The 18093-nt window shown below is 60.6% G+C and carries 19 protein-coding genes; 7 read left to right on the top strand and 12 right to left on the bottom strand.

Annotated elements, in window-relative coordinates:
* Positions 1-19 precede the first annotated feature (19 nt).
* From GPM19_RS03500 to def, 4 genes are all read right to left on the bottom strand, one after another.
* Entirely contained in the window at positions 20-226 is a 207-nt protein-coding gene (locus tag GPM19_RS03500) for a dodecin (RefSeq protein WP_160417483.1), read from the bottom strand.
* Between the two features lie 110 nt (positions 227-336).
* Entirely contained in the window at positions 337-1695 is a 1359-nt protein-coding gene (gene rsmB, locus GPM19_RS03495; protein WP_160417482.1) for a 16S rRNA (cytosine(967)-C(5))-methyltransferase RsmB, read from the bottom strand.
* Positions 1692-2675 (bottom strand): methionyl-tRNA formyltransferase, encoded by a 984-nt coding sequence (gene fmt, locus GPM19_RS03490; protein ID WP_160417481.1) that lies wholly within the window; start codon positions 2673-2675, stop codon positions 1692-1694. The genes rsmB and fmt overlap by 4 nt, the downstream gene beginning before the upstream one ends.
* A gap of 160 nt (positions 2676-2835) precedes the next feature.
* Positions 2836-3348, bottom strand: coding sequence for a peptide deformylase (gene def / locus GPM19_RS03485; RefSeq protein WP_160417480.1), 513 nt, complete (start codon positions 3346-3348; stop codon positions 2836-2838).
* A 221-nt stretch (positions 3349-3569) separates the two neighbouring features.
* Here def and GPM19_RS03480 point away from each other — a divergent pair, with 221 nt between their 5' ends.
* From GPM19_RS03480 to GPM19_RS03455, 6 genes are all read left to right on the top strand, one after another.
* Positions 3570-4589 carry a LysM peptidoglycan-binding domain-containing protein gene (locus GPM19_RS03480; protein WP_443089486.1) on the top strand — a complete coding sequence of 340 codons (1020 nt, stop codon included), beginning with the start codon at positions 3570-3572 and terminating at the stop codon, positions 4587-4589.
* Between the two features lie 64 nt (positions 4590-4653).
* Positions 4654-5805, top strand: a complete 1152-nt coding sequence (gene dprA / locus GPM19_RS03475) for a DNA-processing protein DprA (protein WP_160417479.1) — start codon at positions 4654-4656, stop codon at positions 5803-5805.
* Between the two features lie 41 nt (positions 5806-5846).
* Positions 5847-6404 carry an L-threonylcarbamoyladenylate synthase type 1 TsaC gene (gene tsaC / locus GPM19_RS03470; protein WP_160417478.1) on the top strand — a complete coding sequence of 186 codons (558 nt, stop codon included), beginning with the start codon at positions 5847-5849 and terminating at the stop codon, positions 6402-6404.
* A gap of 42 nt (positions 6405-6446) precedes the next feature.
* The gene (hemF, locus tag GPM19_RS03465) at positions 6447-7385 is read left to right on the top strand and encodes an oxygen-dependent coproporphyrinogen oxidase (RefSeq protein ID WP_160417477.1); all 939 of its coding nucleotides are present in this window, start codon (positions 6447-6449) and stop codon (positions 7383-7385) included.
* An 11-nt stretch (positions 7386-7396) separates the two neighbouring features.
* Complete coding sequence (gene aroE / locus GPM19_RS03460) at positions 7397-8215, top strand: shikimate dehydrogenase (RefSeq protein WP_160417476.1); 819 nt, start codon at positions 7397-7399, stop codon at positions 8213-8215.
* 28 nt (positions 8216-8243) lie between these two features.
* On the top strand, positions 8244-9047 hold the full coding sequence (locus GPM19_RS03455) for an alpha/beta fold hydrolase (RefSeq protein WP_319928087.1): 804 nt from the start codon (positions 8244-8246) through the stop codon (positions 9045-9047).
* Here the strand turns inward: GPM19_RS03455 and GPM19_RS03450 are convergent.
* Both GPM19_RS03450 and GPM19_RS03445 read right to left on the bottom strand, forming a co-directional pair.
* Positions 9034-9291, bottom strand: coding sequence for a hypothetical protein (locus GPM19_RS03450; protein WP_160417475.1), 258 nt, complete (start codon positions 9289-9291; stop codon positions 9034-9036). The two genes, GPM19_RS03455 and GPM19_RS03450, sit on opposite strands and share 14 nt — an antisense overlap.
* 75 nt (positions 9292-9366) lie before the next feature.
* Entirely contained in the window at positions 9367-10167 is an 801-nt protein-coding gene (locus GPM19_RS03445; protein WP_160417474.1) for a M48 family metallopeptidase, read from the bottom strand.
* Between the two features lie 135 nt (positions 10168-10302).
* On the opposite strand from GPM19_RS03445, the gene GPM19_RS03440 reads away from it, so the two are divergent.
* Positions 10303-11175: an ATP-binding protein gene (locus tag GPM19_RS03440; protein WP_160417473.1), complete on the top strand. Its 873-nt coding sequence runs from the start codon at positions 10303-10305 to the stop codon at positions 11173-11175.
* Positions 11176-11223: 48 nt separating this feature from the next.
* On the opposite strand, the gene der is transcribed toward GPM19_RS03440, so the two are convergent.
* The 6 genes from der to GPM19_RS03410 form a co-directional block, all read right to left on the bottom strand.
* On the bottom strand, positions 11224-12627 hold the full coding sequence (gene der, locus GPM19_RS03435) for a ribosome biogenesis GTPase Der (protein ID WP_160417472.1): 1404 nt from the start codon (positions 12625-12627) through the stop codon (positions 11224-11226).
* Complete coding sequence (gene bamB, locus GPM19_RS03430) at positions 12624-13793, bottom strand: outer membrane protein assembly factor BamB (RefSeq protein ID WP_160417471.1); 1170 nt, start codon at positions 13791-13793, stop codon at positions 12624-12626. The genes der and bamB overlap by 4 nt, the downstream gene beginning before the upstream one ends.
* Complete coding sequence (locus GPM19_RS03425) at positions 13790-14449, bottom strand: YfgM family protein (protein ID WP_160417470.1); 660 nt, start codon at positions 14447-14449, stop codon at positions 13790-13792. The genes bamB and GPM19_RS03425 overlap by 4 nt, the downstream gene beginning before the upstream one ends.
* Positions 14450-14529: 80 nt before the next feature.
* Entirely contained in the window at positions 14530-15834 is a 1305-nt protein-coding gene (gene hisS, locus GPM19_RS03420; RefSeq protein WP_264766787.1) for a histidine--tRNA ligase, read from the bottom strand.
* Between the two features lie 81 nt (positions 15835-15915).
* Positions 15916-17031, bottom strand: coding sequence for a flavodoxin-dependent (E)-4-hydroxy-3-methylbut-2-enyl-diphosphate synthase (gene ispG / locus GPM19_RS03415; RefSeq protein WP_160417468.1), 1116 nt, complete (start codon positions 17029-17031; stop codon positions 15916-15918).
* A gap of 8 nt (positions 17032-17039) precedes the next feature.
* Complete coding sequence (locus GPM19_RS03410) at positions 17040-18071, bottom strand: RodZ domain-containing protein (RefSeq protein WP_160417467.1); 1032 nt, start codon at positions 18069-18071, stop codon at positions 17040-17042.
* Between the last annotated feature and the right edge of the window lie 22 nt (positions 18072-18093).

Below are 18093 nucleotides of genomic sequence, written 5' to 3'. Positions count from 1 at the left end.
AAAAGCAGGTGGGCGACGCTTACTCCAGCGTGAAACCGACCTTGAGGGTGACTTGCCAGTGGGCCACCTGGCCGTCTTCGATATGGCCGCGGGTGTCGGTCACTTCAAACCAGCGCATGTGCTTGAGTGACTGTGAGGCCTTGGCCAAGGCACTTTTTACCGCCTCATCCGAGCTGACTTCCGAGGTGCCGGTAAGCTCTACATGCTTGTAGGTATGATGACTCATGAGCTCTCCCTATTTTGCTAGTGAAATAAGTGCTAGTGAGATAAGCGCTTGAACCTACCCTCGAAATGGGCGCCGTCATAAAGCTCATTTCTGGGCGTGCAAGCCGTCTATCACGCAGGGCGCTTTTCTAGTCTGGCATAGAAGAAGCCATCGTGGCTGCCCTCTACGGGAAACAATTGGCGCCCGCTGCCGCTTGCCTGGCCCCAGGCGACATCCTCGGGTGTGGTGGTCGCAGCATCGGGGGTGCGCTCAAGAAAAGCGCTGACCTGATCGCAGTTCTCCTGCGGCAATACCGAACAAGTGGCATACAGCAGTGTGCCACCTGGGCGAAGCTTGGGCCAGAGGGTATCCAGAAGCTCGGCCTGCAATTTGGCCAGAGAACGGATGTCTTCCTTGCGCCGTAAGCGCTTGATGTCCGGATGGCGGCGAATCACCCCGGTACCCGAGCAGGGGGCGTCCAGCAGGATGGCGTCAAACGGCGTGGCATCCCACCAGTCGTTCCGGGTGGCATCGGCGTGAATCAGATGCGCCTTGAGGCCCAACCGCTCCAGGGTGTCTTCCACGCGGGCCAGGCGGGTGTTGTCGCTGTCGATGGCGGTCAAGGCGCTGTCGAACTGCTCCAGCAGGTGCGCCGTCTTGCCACCAGGAGCGCAGCAGGCGTCCAGCACGCGTGCGCCGGGGCGCGGCGCCAGGGCCGGGCCGAGCAGATTGGCGCTAAGCTGGGCCGCCTCATCCTGAACGCTGACATGCCCTTGGGCAAAGCCGGGCAGAGCGCTGACGTCGCAGGGCGTGTGCAAGGTGATGCCATCCGGTGCATGAGGGCATAGCGTGCCGGAGAAACCGTGTTCGGTGAGTATCTCGATATAGGCTTCACGATCCAGGTGGCGGCGATTGACACGCAAGGTCATCGGCCCCGGCTGGTTATTGGCCTGGGCTATTTCGCGCCATTGTTGCGGCCAAGCATGACGCAATGCATCGAGCAGCCAGGCGGGATGTTCCAGCGCCACGTTGAGGTCCTGGTCGACCTCTTCCTGCAGGGCTTCCGATTCGCGTTGCAGCCGGCGCAAGCAGCCGTTGAGCACGCGAGTGGCCCAGCTCTTGCCTAAAAGGCGGGCGGCACCGGCGGTTTCTCCCACGGCGGCGTGAGCGGGAATGCGCAGATACAACAGCTGATAGATACCCAGCAATAGCAGCGCCTGGACATCACTGTCCCGGCGCTTGAGCGGTTGCTTGAGAAGCAGGGAAGCAAGCGCTTCGAGTCGCGGCAGGCTACGGCAGGTGCCGAAACACAGGGCCTTGAGCAGGCTACGGTCGCGGGCGACCACGCTGAATTCATCCAGGGCGGCAAGCGAGCCTTGATCGGTGATCACCGGCACCAGGGCGCGAGCGGCGGCGGCGCGGACTTCCTGGCCGCTGCCTGTCGCAGGAGCGTTATGAGGTGAGCTATTGCGCGAGCTGTTACGGCTCATGGGGTAACTCCTTGGTCGCTAGCACCCAGGCGTGAGCCTGGTACCAGCCGTGGATGCCGGGCATTGAGTAAGTCGCGAACGGCCATGGCTTTGCCACCGGACAGTTGGGCGCGGCTGATTTCGAGGGTTTCCTCGCCCTGCGCTCCGCAGGCAACCCGCAGGCAATCGTCGCCGGGTGTCAGCAGCGTTCCTGGTGGAGTGGCTTCCTGGGCAGGCTCCCCCGCTTGCGCCATCAACAGGCGCAAGCGTTCATCACCCAAGGCGCACCAGGCCACCGGCCAGGGGTTGAAGGCGCGCACCTTGGCGGCCAGGGTGGCGGCGCCTTGGCTGAAGTCCAGCTCGGCTTCGGCCTTGGAAAGCTTGGCCGCGTAGGTCACGCCATCCTCAGACTGGGGGCTGGGGGTCATCTTGCCTTCAGCGACGCCTTTCAGGGCATCTATCAGCGCGGTGGCTCCCAGGGTGGCCAGGGATTCGTGGAGTTCGCCACCGGTGGTAGTCGCGGTGATCGGGGTACGCGCTTCCAGCAGCACCGCGCCGGTATCCAGGCCTTCATCCATCTGCATGATGGCGACACCTGACTCCGGGTCGCCGGCTTCAATGGCCCGCTGAATGGGCGCGGCCCCACGCCAGCGGGGTAGTAGCGACGCATGCACATTGAGGCACCCCAGCCGGGGAATTTCCAGCACCGCCTTGGGTAGCAACAGCCCATAGGCCACCACGACCATGATGTCGGGTTGCAGGTCGGCGAGTTGTGACTGGGCTTCGGCGGCCTTGAGCGAGGCGGGCTGGTACACCGGTAATTCATGCTCAAGGGCCAATTGCTTGACCGGGCTGGGCGTCAGCTTACGCCCACGCCCGGCGGGTCGGTCGGGCTGAGTGTACACCGCGATGACCTGATGGCGGCTTTCCAGCAAGGCAGCAAGACTGGCGGCGGCGAAATCCGGGGTGCCGGCAAAGACAATGCGCAACGGTCGAGACATGAAAACAAGCACCTGAGGAGTGTGAGCGTGATTATAAAGCCTAACTTAACGACAAAGGCCGAGAAAACAAGCTTGAAAGCAGTTTTCTCGGCCCGACAAGAGTCGCGCTGGTTGGATTGGACAGCCTGACTGGTAAGCCTGGCTTGTAAGAGAAAGGGGGTCAGGCGTCCTGCAGTTGCTTGTGACGTTTCTGCATTTTTTTCATGATTCTGTCGCGCTTGAGCGGCGACAGATAGTCGACGAAAAGTACACCTTCGAGGTGGTCATGCTCATGTTGAATGCAGTGGGCCAGCAGACCGTCGGCTTCGAGTTCAAACGGTTCACCGTGACGATCCAGGGCGGTGACATGCACTTTCAATGCGCGGGAAACGTCGGCGTAGTATTCGGGTATCGACAGGCAGCCTTCCTGCAGCGGCTCACGTTCTTCACCCAGAGGGGTGTAAACCGGGTTGATGAAGACCAAAGGGCTGGTGTGGTCGTCGCTGACATCCATCACGATCACGCGGCGATGGATGTCCACCTGGGTGGCGGCAAGGCCGATACCTTTGGCGTCGTACATCGTTTCCAGCATGTCGTCGACCAGCCGGCGTACGTCATCGTCCACGGTTTCCACGGCAACTGCCTTGGTGCGCAGGCGTTCATCGGGGAATTCAAGAATGGGTAATTTGGCCATGGCGTTGGAATCACCGTTATGCTGATGTCTGTAAGGCATATTCTAGGCAGCGGGGACGTTCCGGGGAACCACCCAATACCTATCATCATGATAGCGTGAGACTATACCATGCCGAGAATGTTCCTTGGAGGCAGGTGCGAGTGAATACATACAGCAAAGATTCCATCACAGAAGGCCGGGCGCAGCGCCGGTTGTACCGGTTGCGTCGGCTGACGGCTTGTCTGATCGCCGCCATCGGTGTGCTGGGGGGAGCCGGTTCGGCTGCGGCGCAAGCACTCGATTGGGATAACCTGCATCACTCCGCCCCCGAGCGCTATACCGTGGTATCCGGCGATACCTTGTGGGACATCGCCGGGCGCTTTCTGGAAAGCCCTTGGCAGTGGCCTGAGTTATGGCGGGAAAACCCCCAGATTGGCAATCCTCATCGTATCTATCCCGGCGATCACCTGACCCTGCATGACTGCGACGGTAGCCCTTGCGTGAAGCTCGAGCGAGGCCGCAATGTCGTCAAGCTGTCACCTCAAATGCGCACGACCCCCGCACGCGAAGCCATCGAACCGATCCCGCTGAATATCACCCGCGCCTTCCTGAATGACCACCGGGTGGTGAATGAGCCGGAAAGCCTCGATGAACTGGCTTATGTGGTAGCGGGCGACGATCGGCGCTTGATCAGCGGTGCCGGGGATCGCCTCTATGCCCGAGGCCGTGTCAGCGGTAGCGGGCGCTTCGGCATCTATCGCATGGGGGAGGCTTATCTGTCCCCGGAAGGTGACTTTCTGGGTCAGGAGCTCGAGGGCATCGGTGAGGCGCGGCATGTACGCACCGAAGGCGATATCGTCCAGCTGGAAGTGCTCAAGGCCCGCCGGGAAGTTCGCAACAACGATATCGTCCTGCCGCTGGAAAGCCGTGCGCTGGTAAGCGAATTTCAGCCGCGCCCGCCACTCAATGACATCGAAGGGCGCATTATCGCCGCACCCGGCGGGGTGCGCTTCATCGGGCGGCTACAGATAGTCACCTTGAATCGCGGTACTCTGCACGGCTTGCAGCCGGGGCATGTGCTGCGGGTGGAGCAGCAAGGCGAACAGGTGCATGATCCCCGTACACAGGAAGTGCTGCAATTACCCGGCGAAGAAGCCGGAGTGGTACTGGTATTTCGGCCTTACGATCAAGTGAGCTATGCCTTGGTGATGCGTGCCTCACGCCCACTCGAAGTGGGTGATCGCGTGCACCGGCCCGATTGATCTTGGCATTGAAGTGAACCCGGCATTGAAGTGAGCTTGGATAAAAATAAATCGAGGAGAACGTATGGATGCCAGGGAATGGTTGGTGGCGGCCTCGCTACCCGGTATGGGAGCGCTGCGTATTGCCGAACTTGCCGCCCGCGAACCCAAATGGCCGGAAGGTTGGCTCGCTGGAATGCCCCACAAAGCCGCCCAGGCTCTGCGTTTATGGCTTGAATATCCCGCCCGTAGCCCGCTGAGAGACATCCTCGAACACACCCAGGCTTGGCTGGATGGCGCGCCTGGGCGGTATTTGCTTTATCCAGGCCACCCTGATTGGCCGGCATTGCTCAGGCAGCTGCCCGACCCGCCGGTGGTATTATGGGCGCAAGGTGATCTTAAGGCGTTGGGTTTGCCCACCCTTGCCATGGTGGGCACCCGCCGGCCCACCCAGGAAGGGGCGGGCAACGCTCGCGCCTTCGCCAAGGAGCTTTCCCGGCGTGGCTGGTGCATCGTCAGCGGCATGGCATTGGGTATAGATGGCATCGCACAACAGGCGGCACTGGATGCCGGTGGCGCCAGCGTGGCGGTGCTGGGGTGTGGTACGGATGTGGTCTATCCGCCGCGCCATCGCGAACTCCATCAACGTCTAACTGAATCCCCCGGTGGGCTGTTACTTTCCGAGCACCCACCGGGTACCCAGGCCCGCCCGGCGTTTTTTCCTCGCCGTAATCGGATCGTCACGGGGTTGTCTCTGGGCGTGCTGGTAGTGGAAGCAGCGGAGAAAAGCGGTTCGCTGGTCAGCGCCCGCTTGGCGCTGGAACAGGACCGAGAGCTGTTTGCGCTGCCGGGCTCGATTCATAACGTTCAGGCCCGCGGCTGTCTCAAGCTTATCCGTGAAGGCAATGCCCATCTGGTGCGTGATGCCCAGGATATTCTGGGCGAACTCGGTCACTGGGCCTCCAGTTTTCTTCCCTGTGATGCGCTGATGACGTCTGATAATTCGGTATCGACGACTGAGCAATCAGCCTTGGCTGAAAACTCCGCCTCTGGGATGGAAGGGCCGCTGCCGGACGATCTGCTCCGCTGGCTGGGAACTTCGCCCACCCCCATCGATGCGCTGGTACAGGCATCGGAGGTATCGGTCAGCGACTGCCAGCAGCGCCTGTTGATGCTCGAACTGGATGGCTGGGTCACGCAGCAAGCCGGTGGCTGGGTGCGTCTGCTGCGTGCGTGATACCATGCCCAAGCGCTTGATTCCAACCCTCAGGAGAAGTGATGAACCAGGCTGTCGACCTTGAAACCGCTGTTCGCACCCTGCGTGGCGGGGGGGTGATTGCTTGCCCCACCGAAGCAGTATGGGGGCTTAGCTGTGACCCGGATAACGATGCCGCCCTGGCTCGGCTGATGCGCCTCAAAGAGCGAGACCCGGCCAAGGGCGTGATACTGGTGGCGGCCCATATTGACCAGTTTCAGCCCTGGCTTGAAGGGTTGCCGCTAGAACTGCATGCACCTCTGGTGGCCAGCTGGCCGGGGCCGAATACCTGGCTGGTGCCCGATAACGGCCGCAGCCACGGACTGGTGCGTGGCGGCCATAGCCGGGTGGCGTTGCGCGTGACCGACCACCCCGGCATGGCTGCCTTGTGCGACGCCTTCGGTGGGCCGCTGGTCTCGACCTCAGCCAACCGTAGCGACGAGCCACCGGCCATGAGCCCTGATGAGGTTCTGGAAATTTTCGGCGACCAACTGGATGGTATCCTGGATGGCAACCTGGGCGGGAACCCTCGCCCCAGCTGCATTCGTGACCTGGTCAGCGGCCAGGTGTTGCGCGAATGATGGGCGCTATTTTGACTAACGGACACTAAGCGAGGAGGCAGCGTGGCTCATGAGCGTCTCGATGATGTAAAACACTACCTGCTGGACTTGCAGGATCGTCTCTGTGAAGGCCTGGCAGCGGCGGATGGTGTGGGGCATTTCAAGGAAGACAATTGGCAGCGTGAAGACGGTGGAGGCGGTCGCTCCAGAGTGATCGAGAACGGTGTCGTATTCGAAAAGGGCGGCATCAATTTCTCGCATGTGTACGGTGCCACCTTGCCGCCCTCCGCGACGGCCGCCCGACCGGAATTGGCCGGGCGCAGTTTTCATGCGGTGGGCGTCTCCTGGGTGATGCACCCCCATAACCCCCATGTGCCTACCAGCCACGGCAATGTGCGCTTTTTTATCGCCGAGAAGGAAGGCGAGCCACCGGTATGGTGGTTCGGTGGCGGTTTCGACCTGACGCCGTTCTATCCGGTGCTCGACGATGTGTTGCATTGGCACCGCGTATCGCGAGCCGCCTGCCTGCCGTTCGGCGAAGAGGTTTATCCACGCTTCAAGGCCTGGTGCGACGAGTACTTCTTTCTCAAGCACCGCAATGAAACGCGGGGCGTGGGTGGTCTGTTCTTCGATGACCTGAACGATTGGGAGTTTGAAACCTGCTTCGCCTTCCAGCGCGCCGTGGGCGACAGCTTTCTGGACGCCTACCTGCCGATTGTCGAGCGGCGGCGTCATGATGAATGGAGCGAGCGCGAACGTGATTTTCAGCTTTATCGGCGTGGGCGTTATGTCGAATTCAACCTGGTATGGGATCGTGGCACCCTGTTTGGACTGCAAAGTGGTGGGCGCACTGAATCCATCCTGATGTCGTTGCCGCCACTGGCTCGGTGGGAATACGACTGGCAACCTGACCCCGAGAGCCCTGAAGCCGTGCTTACCCGAGACTACCTCATTCCCCGCGACTGGCTCGATGAAGCCGCTCAGGGGGAAAATTCAGCCTAGGAGCCTTCAATATGACGGACCGTTACTGCGTATTCGGCCATCCGGTCGAGCACTCCAAGTCACCGTTGATTCATGAGGAATTCGCCCACCAGACAGGCCAGTCCATTGAGTATTCCGCCATTGAGGCACCGCTGGATGGCTTTGTCGACGCTTGGCGGCAATTTGTGGCCGAAGGTGGGCGGGGCGCCAACGTGACCCTGCCGTTCAAGCAAACCGCCTTTGAAATGTGCGATACCCTGAGTCATCGCGCCAAGCGTGCCGGGGCGGTCAATACCCTGATCCTGGGCGGCAACGGGCGCACTTACGGCGATACGACCGATGGCGTGGGGCTGGTGCGGGATCTGGCCTACCACCGGCTGGAACTGGCCGGCAAGCGGATACTGGTGCTGGGCGCGGGGGGGGCGGTGCGCGGGCTTCTCGAGCCACTGTTGCAGAAAGCGCCGAGCGAGGTAGTCATCGCCAACCGCACGGCCGCGAAGGCGCAGCAATTGGCCGATGACTTCACCGATCTGGGCAAGCTTCAGGGCGGTGGGTATGAAGATATCCAAGGTACCTTCGATCTGGTGATCAACGGCACCAGCGCCAGCCTTGCAGGCGACTTGCCGCCCTTGCCGGAGCAACTTTTCATCAAGGGTGGCTGGGCCTACGACATGATGTACGGTGTAGAGCCGACGGTGTTTCTGCAATGGGCCGGGCCGCGAGGCGCCAAGCTGCTCGATGGATTGGGAATGCTGGTAGAACAGGCCGCGGAATCGTTTTTTCTGTGGCGCAACGTTCACCCGGATACCAGCATGGTGCGCGACACCTTGCGCCAGTCGCTGAATTACTGAAGCTTTGATATCCAAGGAGTCTTGTGTGGTGAAAGAGCATTGGATCGATGTGCCCCAGGGCCGCGTCTATGCGGTTAGCTGGCATCCGGTCGAGCCTGTCGAAGTCGGCCTTTCTCCCATCGTGCTTTTCCACGACTCCTTGGGGTGTGTCGCACTATGGCGAGACTTTCCGGCACGGCTATCCCAGGCAACCGGGCGTGAGGTGGTGGCTTATGACCGGCTGGGCTTCGGGCGCTCCGACCCCTTTCCGGGGCAACTGTCGTTGAGCTTTGTAAGTGACGAAGCGAAAGGCACCTTTGCCGCCCTGCGCAAGCAGTTGACGCTAGATCGTTTTGTGGTGTTTGGGCATAGCGTGGGAGGCGGAATGGCCGCCGTGACCGCAGGCCTTTACTCGGACAAGTGCGATGCGCTGATCACCGAGGCCGCCCAGGCATTTGTCGAAGACCGCACGCTCGCAGGGATTCTCGACGCCAGGCAGGCTTTTTCCGAGGCCAACCAGCTTGAGCGTCTGAAAAGATATCACGCTGAAAAGGCCGAATGGGTGCTGAGTGCCTGGATCGATACCTGGCTGTCGGAAGATTTCCGGGCGTGGAGCCTGGACTCGATGCTACCTAGGGTGACCTGCCCCACGCTTGCCATCCATGGCGAGCATGACGAATACGGATCAACCCGGCACCCCGAGCGCATTGCCGGCCTCACGACAGGGCCTGCCGTCACCGAGATAGTCGAGGGTTGCGGGCATGTACCGCATCGTGAGAATGAGGATTACGTTATTTCCGCGGTTAAGAGATTCCTTGGGCAAACAGCTTTCGCCCAGCTCAGCGCTTCTTGACGTAAAACCCGACCATGCACAGCCCCAGACCCACCACCGACAACAGCATGCCGCCATTGACCAGCCACGGATAACGCTCCAGCCAGGACACGAATGGCTGGGGTGTGTCGCTACAAACGCCCGCCACATAGTCCCAGTAACCGCCCCCCAGCTGACACTCGCGAACGTCGCCGAGCTCCCAGAAATATACCCCGAGTAGAATGAAAATCGGCAGTATCAACAGCAATAAACCAAGTCGAATCATGCAATGCCTCTCGTGAACGCTAAAAAGCACCGAGCCCGTTCAAGGGCTCGGTGCCGGGAAGAAAAGTCGCTGGTTTTATGGGCGTGGGCAGTTGGGGGTGCGACCGCTGTTGCGCGCCTGCTGATACATTTCCAGGGCGCGATCCATGTCCGCCTGCAAGCCTTCGATACGTTGGCCCTGGCTGGGGTGGGTCGACAACCAAGCCGGGGGAGAGCCATCGGAAGCGGCCTGCATGTTTTGCCACAGGGTAACGCTGGCACGTGGATCGAAACCCGCTTGGGCCATCAGGTGCAGGCCGATGGTGTCCGCTTCGCTTTCATGGCGCCGCGAGAAGGGCAGGATGATGCCATATTGCGCGCCCATTCCCAGGACGCCCATCAATTGCTGGCCGCCGGGGCCTTGCAAGCCAGAGGCACTGGAAATGACCGACAAGCCCAGTTGGGTAGCGCTCTGAGTGGAGGCGCGTTCGTTGGCGTGGTTGGCTAACACATGAGCGATTTCATGCGCGATGACCGAGGCCAGTTGATCCTGGTTCTCGGCAATGTCGAGCATGCCGGTGTTGACCCCCATATAGCCACCGGGCAAAGCGAACGCATTAGGCTGCTCGGATTCGAAGACCTGAATCTCCCAGCCCTGTTCGCGCTCCTGGGGAGGCAATTCGGCTACCACCGCATCGGCAATGCACTGCACGTAACGCTGTCTGGCGCCACCTGCCGTGGGAAGGTCCTGCTGGTATTGAATGAAGGCCTCACGCCCCATTTCATTGAGCTGTTGATCGGAGAGCAAAAGTAATTGCGAGCGGCCTGTGGGTGAGGTGGTGCAGGCGGCAAGAACAGCGCATAAGGCGCCAATGGCGAGTGGGCGGAACCAGCGCATGGAGAAAATCCTTGGTAGCAAAGTAAAATGCATCAACCGCACCAATGAAAGGCAAGGCGATACGGAATATTCCCCACAAGATACCCGGAAGCGTTGTAAGGTCAACTATCGTTTTATAGTCATGAGGAGATAGTCATGGATGCCGAGTTAAGCCACCGGTTGGCAAAGGTGCTGGAACAGGTCGAGCATTGGTTGCCACCGATACCCGAGGCGATGGATTGGGATATCCATGTGGCGGCGTTATGGCAACGCCACCCCTTGGGTGGGCGGTTGCTCCCGGTGCCGCCGCGTGACGCCCTGAGTCTGGATGATCTACTGGGCATCGAACGTCAGAAGCTGGCGCTGGTGGACAATACCCGGGCGTTTCTCGAAGGCTACCCGGCCAATCATGCGCTTTTGTGGGGATCACGTGGGAGTGGTAAATCGTCGTTGATTCGGGCGTTACTCAACACTCTTGCTCCGCAAGGGTTACGTATCATTCAGGTGGACCGCCATGATCTTGCCGGCTTACCGATGCTGGTGGAACAGCTTCGCCATCAACCTCACCGCTTTGTGGTGTACTGCGATGATCTTTCCTTCGAGGGACATGACGATGCCTACAAGGCATTGAAAAGCGTGTTGGATGGGGCGCTCACGGGGCCGCCGGCCAATATGCTGTTGTACGCCACCTCGAACCGCCGGCATTTGCTGCCGGAATCCATGGATGACAACCAGGACTCGCGCCTGGTGGGCAACGAGCTGCATCACGGCGATGCGGTGGAGGAGAAAATCTCGCTATCGGATCGTTTCGGCCTGTGGCTGGGCTTTTATCCCTTTGATCAGGATGTCTATCTTGAAGCCTGTTGCCATTGGGTGTCGCAATTGGGCGAGCCCCAGGATTGGGGGCCTGAGGCACGTGCCGAAGCGATTCGCTTTGCCACCCTGAGGGGCGGGCGCAGCGGCCGCGCGGCATGGCAGTTTGCGGCACAGTGGGTGGGTCGCAAATGCCTGCATGGACACAAGACCTGATATTGAAACGCCCCGGCATCCCGTGACGTTACCCTTGGGTATCAGGCATCAGCGACGGCTCTTGCGCGCCTCCTTGGTGCGGTTGAGTTCGCGCTTCTTGGCTTTTTCCTTGTCGCTGGCGCCGGCCATCTGATCGAAGGGGTTTGCACCGGAACGGAACTCGAAACGCATGGGCGTACCGCGCACCTTGAGCACCTTGCGAAAGATGTTGATCAGGTAACGTCGGTACGACTCAGGGACCGAGCCGGTCTGGTTGCCGTGCACCACGATGATCGGCGGATTGCTGCCGCCCTGGTGAGCCATGCGCAGCTTGATACGTCGGCCATGCACCATAGGGGGCGGGTTCTGGCTTACCGCATCCTGCAGCAAGGTGGTCAGGCGGTTGGTCGACCAATGGGCATTGGCAGCCTCGAAGGCGCGCTCGATGGACGGATAAAGATCGCCCACGGCCGTGCCGTGCAGAGCTGAAATGAAATGCATCTCGGCATAGTCGGCAAAGCCCAGACGACGCTTGATCTCACTGCGCATCTTGTCCTTGGCTTCGCTTTCCAGGCCATCCCATTTGTTGACCGCCAGCACCAGGGCACGCCCGGAGGTAAGGACGTAATCCAGCAGGTGCATGTCCTGCTCGACCAGGCCCGTGCGGGCATCGAGCACCATGACGGCAACGTGGCATTCCTTGATCGCCTCGAGGGTCTTGATGATCGAGAACTTTTCCGTGATTTCGCTGACATTCTTGCGTCGCCTAACCCCAGCAGTATCGATCAGCACGAAAGGCTTGCCGCGGCGTTCGAAAGGAATCTCGATGGCATCGCGGGTGGTGCCGGCTTCATCGAACACCACCACCCGTTCTTCGCCGAGCAGACGATTGACCAGGGTCGACTTGCCCACGTTGGGACGACCGATCACGCCGATACGAATGCCCTTGCTGCCGGTGTCGGCGGGAATGCTTTCATCACGCTCGGGGAAAGGCTCCAGCACGATGTCGATCAAGCTGGAGACATTGCGTCCATGGGCAGCGGCAATCGGGAAGGGGTCTCCCAGGCCGAGTTTCCAGAAGTCGGCCATTGCCGAATGCTCTTCCAGGCCGTCTGTCTTGTTGACCACTACCCAGGTCTTTTTCTGGTTGACGCGCAAATGGTTGGCAATCGCTTCATCAGCCACGTTGAGTCCGGTCCGCGCATCGACCATGAACAGCACGATATCGGCTTCATCGATCGCCGCCAGCGACTGCTCGGCCATGGCGGCATTGATGCCTTCCTCGTCACCGCTGATGCCGCCGGTGTCGATGACTGTATAGGCCTTGCCACCCAACATGCCGTTGCCGTACTTGCGATCCCGGGTCAGCCCCGGAAAGTCGGCGACCAGCGCATCGCGTGAGCGGGTCAGGCGGTTGAAAAGGGTTGACTTGCCCACATTGGGGCGGCCGACCAGGGCAATGACTGGGGTCATGGTGTTACTTCCAGAGTTTCCAGGCGACCATTATTGGCCAGCACATGAATGATATTACCTTCGGTCACCGGACGTACGCTGATGCCGGACTTGTGAATGCGGGTACGGCCCACTACTTCACCTTCCCGGGCATCGAGTAAATGCAGGTAGCCTTCGAAATCGCCGAATACCAGGCGTCCGTCAGCAAAGGCCGGAGCGGTGAGCCAGCGACCTTCCAATGACTCGTTACGCCATATTTCGCGACCGTTTTCGGCATCGAGCGCCAGCACATGGCTGGCATCGTTGACCGTGAACAGGAAGTCGCCCACCAGAATCGGAGTGTGGCGGCTGGAGTGCTCGCGCTCCCAGATTACTTCACCTCGAGTGGCTTCGAGTGCGACCAGGCGCCCGTTGTAGCTGGTGACGTACAAACGCCCATCCGGGGTCAGAACCGGCTGGCTGGTGACATCCACCAAACGGTCGATTTCGCTGCGGCCTTGGGGCGTGGCGATTTGCATGTCCCACAGCGGCTGACCGCTGCGGTTGTCCAGCGTTACCAGGCGGCCATTGGCCAGGCCGGTAAAGGTGACCGGGTCAATGACTTGAGGCGTGGCGGTGCCGCGTAACGTTAGCGCAGGCTGTGAACTGGTATACACCCAGCGTTCTGCGCCGCTTTGCCGATCCAGCGCGGTGACGTTGCCATCGACGCTTTGCACGACCAACAACTGCTGGTTGGCCTGAGGCGCTGCCAGTATTTCGCTGGAGACGCGCGAGCGCCAGGTGACGCTGCCGTCCTGCTGGGAAAGTGCCAGAACTTCGCCATTGCGGGTGCCCAGATACAGCTGGCCGGCAACCGCCGTGAGTCCGCTGGAAACGGGAACATCGAGGTCGACCTCCCACTGGCGTGAACCATCATCGGCGTCCAGCGCCACCACCTGGCCTTCAACATCGGCGGCGAACAGGGTGTCGTCCTCGCGTGCCGGGGCGATGGGATAACGCGCCCGACCCAGGCCGCTGTCCATGCCGTAGCGCCACTGGGTGTCCAGTTGGGAGGTTGCCTCGATGTTGGTCAGCTCCGCCGGGGTATATACCGGTGCGCCTTTGCTGGCACAGCCGGCAATAAGTCCCAGGGCCAGCATGCCGGCGGTCAAGGTGGCGAAACGGCGGGAAAGACAAAAATCTCTCATAGCGCAGTCTCCTGAGTGCCGAGGTCATCCAGCTTGAGCTGGACACCGTAAAGAGGCTGTTCCTGGTTTTCAGCTAGGTTCAGGGCTTCGTTCCAGGCGTTGCGCGCCTCGCCTTCACGGTTCAGAGCGAAGTAAGCGTCGCCACGCACATTGGCACGTTGAGCGGCCAGGGAATCACTGATGGGTTCATCAAGTAATTCAAGCGCACGCTCCGGGTTGCCATCAGCTACTTCCACTCGGGCCAGACGCAGCCAGGCCAGACTTTTCACATAAGGCCGTGAAGATTCGGTGAGCACTTGCTCAAGCGCGGCCTTGGCGTTTTCAAGCTCTCCTTGCTGGGCGGCCATGTCGGCATCCAGCAATAGCGCCATCTCGGCATACAGGGTATCGGCGTGGTTGTCGGTGATTTCACTGACCAGACGGCGAGCCTCGCCAAGCGCCTCTTCATCGAGCTCGTCGGCCGTGCTCAGATTGGTCAACTGCTGATAGCGCAATGAGGCAGCTTCGGCCTGGTTTTCCTGGTGGGTTTCCCAGGCATTCCAGCCGAAAATACCCGCGGCAGCGAGTGCCGCGCCAACGATCAGGGAGGTGCCGTTTTCCTTCCACCAGCGCTTGATCGCATCCAGCTGTTCTTCTTCGGTTCTCAGCTCCGCCACGGGCGGTCTCCTGTCTTGTCTTATCGTTGGACGTTGAGCGTAGGGTTACGCGACTTCTGTGTGTTGCCGGCGGGCGTACGTTACGCCGGTCGGGTCACCGTAGCCAGGTTCAACAGCTCTGCCAGGGTCACGGAAAGCGCTGCCTGTGGCAGATTTTGCTGATCGCGTTCCTGGCGCAAAAACTTAAGCGTTATGGCGTCGCTGGCCAGTTCGTCGGGTCCTAGCAGCAACGCCAGGGTGGCGCCGCTCTTGTCGGCCTTTTTCATGCGGCTCTTGAAACTGCCGCCACCACAGTGCAACTGCAGGCGCAGACCGGGCACTGCCGAACGCAGCGTTTCCGCCAGGGTAAGGGCAGGAATCGTGGCGCTTTCATCCATCGGCAGCAGGTAGACATCACAGCCGCCAAGCGCCTCTTCCGGTACCAAGTCGAGGGTTTCGAGCAATAGAATCAGGCGTTCGATACCCATGGCGAACCCCACTGCGGGGGTCGGCTTGCCGCCGAGTTGTTCGACCAAGCCATCATAGCGGCCACCGGCACAGACAGTGCCCTGGCTACCCAGCGCGGTGGTGGTCCACTCAAATACGGTACGACAGTAGTAATCCAGTCCTCGCACCAGACGTGGGTTGAGAACGTAGGCGATGCCGGCGGCATCGAGCATGGCGGTGAGCTGCTCGAAATGGGTACGCGACTCCTCGTCCAGATGATCGAACAACCGGGGAGCGCCGTTGAGCATCTCCGCCATGGCGGGGTTCTTGGAGTCGAGAATTCGCAGCGGGTTGCTGGCAAGGCGTCGCAGGGAGTCCTCATCGAGCAGCTCGCGGTGGGCCTCGAAGTAGCTCAGCAGCGTTTCGCGATAGGCCGCTCGGGCTTCGGAAGAGCCCAGCGAATTCAACTCCAGGGTCACGTGTTCGGTCAGCCCCAGCTCTTGCCACAGGCGGGCGGAAAGCAGGATGACTTCGGCATCGATATCCGGGCCTTCGAAGCCGTAAGCTTCCACGCCGACCTGATGAAACTGACGGTAGCGGCCCTTTTGCGGGCGCTCGTGACGAAACATGGGGCCTTGATACCACAGCCGCTGGGTCTGGTTGTATAGAAGGCCGTGCTCCAGGGCCGCCCGCACACAGCTGGCGGTGCCTTCCGGACGCAGCGTCAGGCTGTCGCCGTTGCGGTCCTCGAAGGTATACATTTCCTTTTCGACGATGTCGGTGACTTCGCCGATGGAACGGGCAAAAAGCGCGGTCTGTTCGACGATCGGCATGCGAATCTCGTCGAACGTGTAGCGCTGCATCAGGTCGCGCACCCGAGACTCGAAAAACTGCCAGCGCGGGCTGACGTCGGGAAGCAGGTCGTTCATGCCACGAATGGCCTGGATTTTCTTGCTCAATGCAAACTCCTTGACGAGCAGGACCGGGTCTTCAATGGCCGGCTGGACGTGATCCGCTTGCAAGCGGGCCATCGAGAGAGGCTAGTCACTGCGGGCTATCGTATCTTGTTGCTTCAACTGTTTTTCGCGCACTTTGTCTCGAATCAAGGCTTCCAGGTCATCCACCAGATTGTCGTTGCGCAGCTTGCTGGCCGGTTTGCCGTCGATATACACCAGGTTGGCGGGGCTGCCGCCGGTCAGGCCGATATCGGTCTCCTTGGCTTCGCCGGGGCCGTTGACCACACAGCCGATCACCGAGACGTTGAGAGGCGTCATGACGTCTTCCAGACGTTCTTCGAGGGCATTCATGGTGCTGATGACGTCGAAGTTCTGGCGCGAGCAGCTGGGACAGGCAATGAAGTTGATGCCCTTGGCACGCAGCTTGAGGCTCTTGAGCATGTCGTAACCGACCTTGATCTCTTCGACCGGGTCGGCGGCCAGCGACACGCGAATGGTATCGCCGATGCCATCCATCAGCAGCATGCCCAGACCGATCGATGACTTGACCGTGCCGGAACGCAGTCCACCCGCCTCGGTGATCCCCAGGTGCAGGGGCTGCTCGATTCGTGTCGCCAGCAATCGATAGGCGGCGACCGCCATGAACACATCCGAGGCCTTGACGCTGACCTTGAACTCGGGGAAGTCGAGCCGCTCGAGATGGTCGATATGGCGCATGGCGGATTCGACCAGCGCTTCCGGCGTGGGCTCGCCATATTTCTTCTGCAGGTCCTTTTCCAGGGAACCCGCGTTGACGCCGATCCGGATCGGAATGCCGTTGTCGCGGGCGGCATTGACCACCGCTCGCACCCGATCCTCGCGGCCGATGTTGCCGGGGTTGATGCGCAGGCAGTCCACACCCAGCTCGGCCACGCGCAGGGCGATCTTGTAGTCGAAGTGAATGTCGGCGACCAGCGGCACGTTTGCTTCACGCTTGATCTTGCCGAATGCTTCGGCGGCGTCCATGTCAGGCACGGAAACGCGCACGATATCGGCACCGGCCCTTTCCAGCTGCTGAATCTGAGCCACGGTGGCGGCCACATCCAGGGTGTTGGTGTTGGTCATGCTCTGCACGGAAATCGGGGCATCACCGCCGACAGCAACGTTGCCCACATGGATCTGACGTGAGAGACGGCGTTTGATCGGAGAAGGAGCGTGCATAGGAGGGATTACTCTTTCAAGGTGAAACGGGCGACGTTATTGGCGCCGGCGCGGGCAGGCAGATCGACCGGTTCGCCCTGATAACGCAGCTCGACACCGGTGGCGTTGCCTATGGTCAGACGAAACGGCGGTTGACCTTCCACACTGACTTGAGTGTCGGGTGACTGCAAGCCAACCAGGATGCGCTGGTTCGTGGCATCGAAGATCTCCGTCCAGGACTGCTCGTTGAAACTCAGCTCCAAGGTGTTGGCGTTGGTGGCAGGGGCGGTCTCTTGCTCTTCGACGGCCTGGTTAGTTGCCGTCTCAGTCGTTGCCTCGGCGTCAGTTGACGCAATCCCCTGGGTCGGCTCCTCCTCTGCCTGAGGCACGATGGGATCTACCTCGGCGGAGTCGCGGCTTGCCATGGCATCAGGCGAGGTTGGCTGTGTGCCTTGCGACATACCGGTCGCTTCTTCTTCAGCCAGAGCGTTGCTGCGTTCGGCCAACGCTTGCGCTGTTTCGGGCTGCGTTGCCGAAGAACTTTCTGAAAGACTTTCCGGCACCTCGCTGCCGGTTTGCGAGCCGGTTTCTTCATACTCTGAAGAGGTGCCGCCGAAACCGGGTGGCTCGTTGCCGCCACGGCTTTGCCACCACATCGCAGTGACCACAATAAGCCCAACTATCACCAGCAAGGTGACCAGCTTGAATAACCAGGCACCCAGGTGTGACGGAGGTCTGGACGCTTGGATCGAGGTCACCTTGCGTTCCGGCTCGCTACTTCCAGCCTGGGCCTTGTAGGCATCGAGCACTTCCTGTTCGTCCATGCCCAGGTGCCTGGCGTAGGCGCGTAAATAGCCGCGCCGGTAGGCAGGAACGGGAATCTCGTCGTAATTGTCGCGTTCGAGACCATCCACGACGGCGGGGCGTAGATTGAGCGCTTCGGCCACATCGCTAAGCGGCAGGCCCAGCTGAGCGCGTTCGCGGCGCAATAGCTCGCCGGGAGAGGGAGACACGCGGCTCACGCTGTTCTCGGGCGTTTCATGGTTGTGAGTCTCGCTCATGGCTGAGCATCCTTCATTATAA

This window comes from Vreelandella zhuhanensis, assembly GCF_009793355.1.
GTDB lineage: Bacteria > Pseudomonadota > Gammaproteobacteria > Pseudomonadales > Halomonadaceae > Vreelandella > Vreelandella zhuhanensis.
The sequence above is the reverse complement of the archived record's forward strand: the minus strand, read 5'-3'. Positions and strand labels throughout refer to the sequence as shown.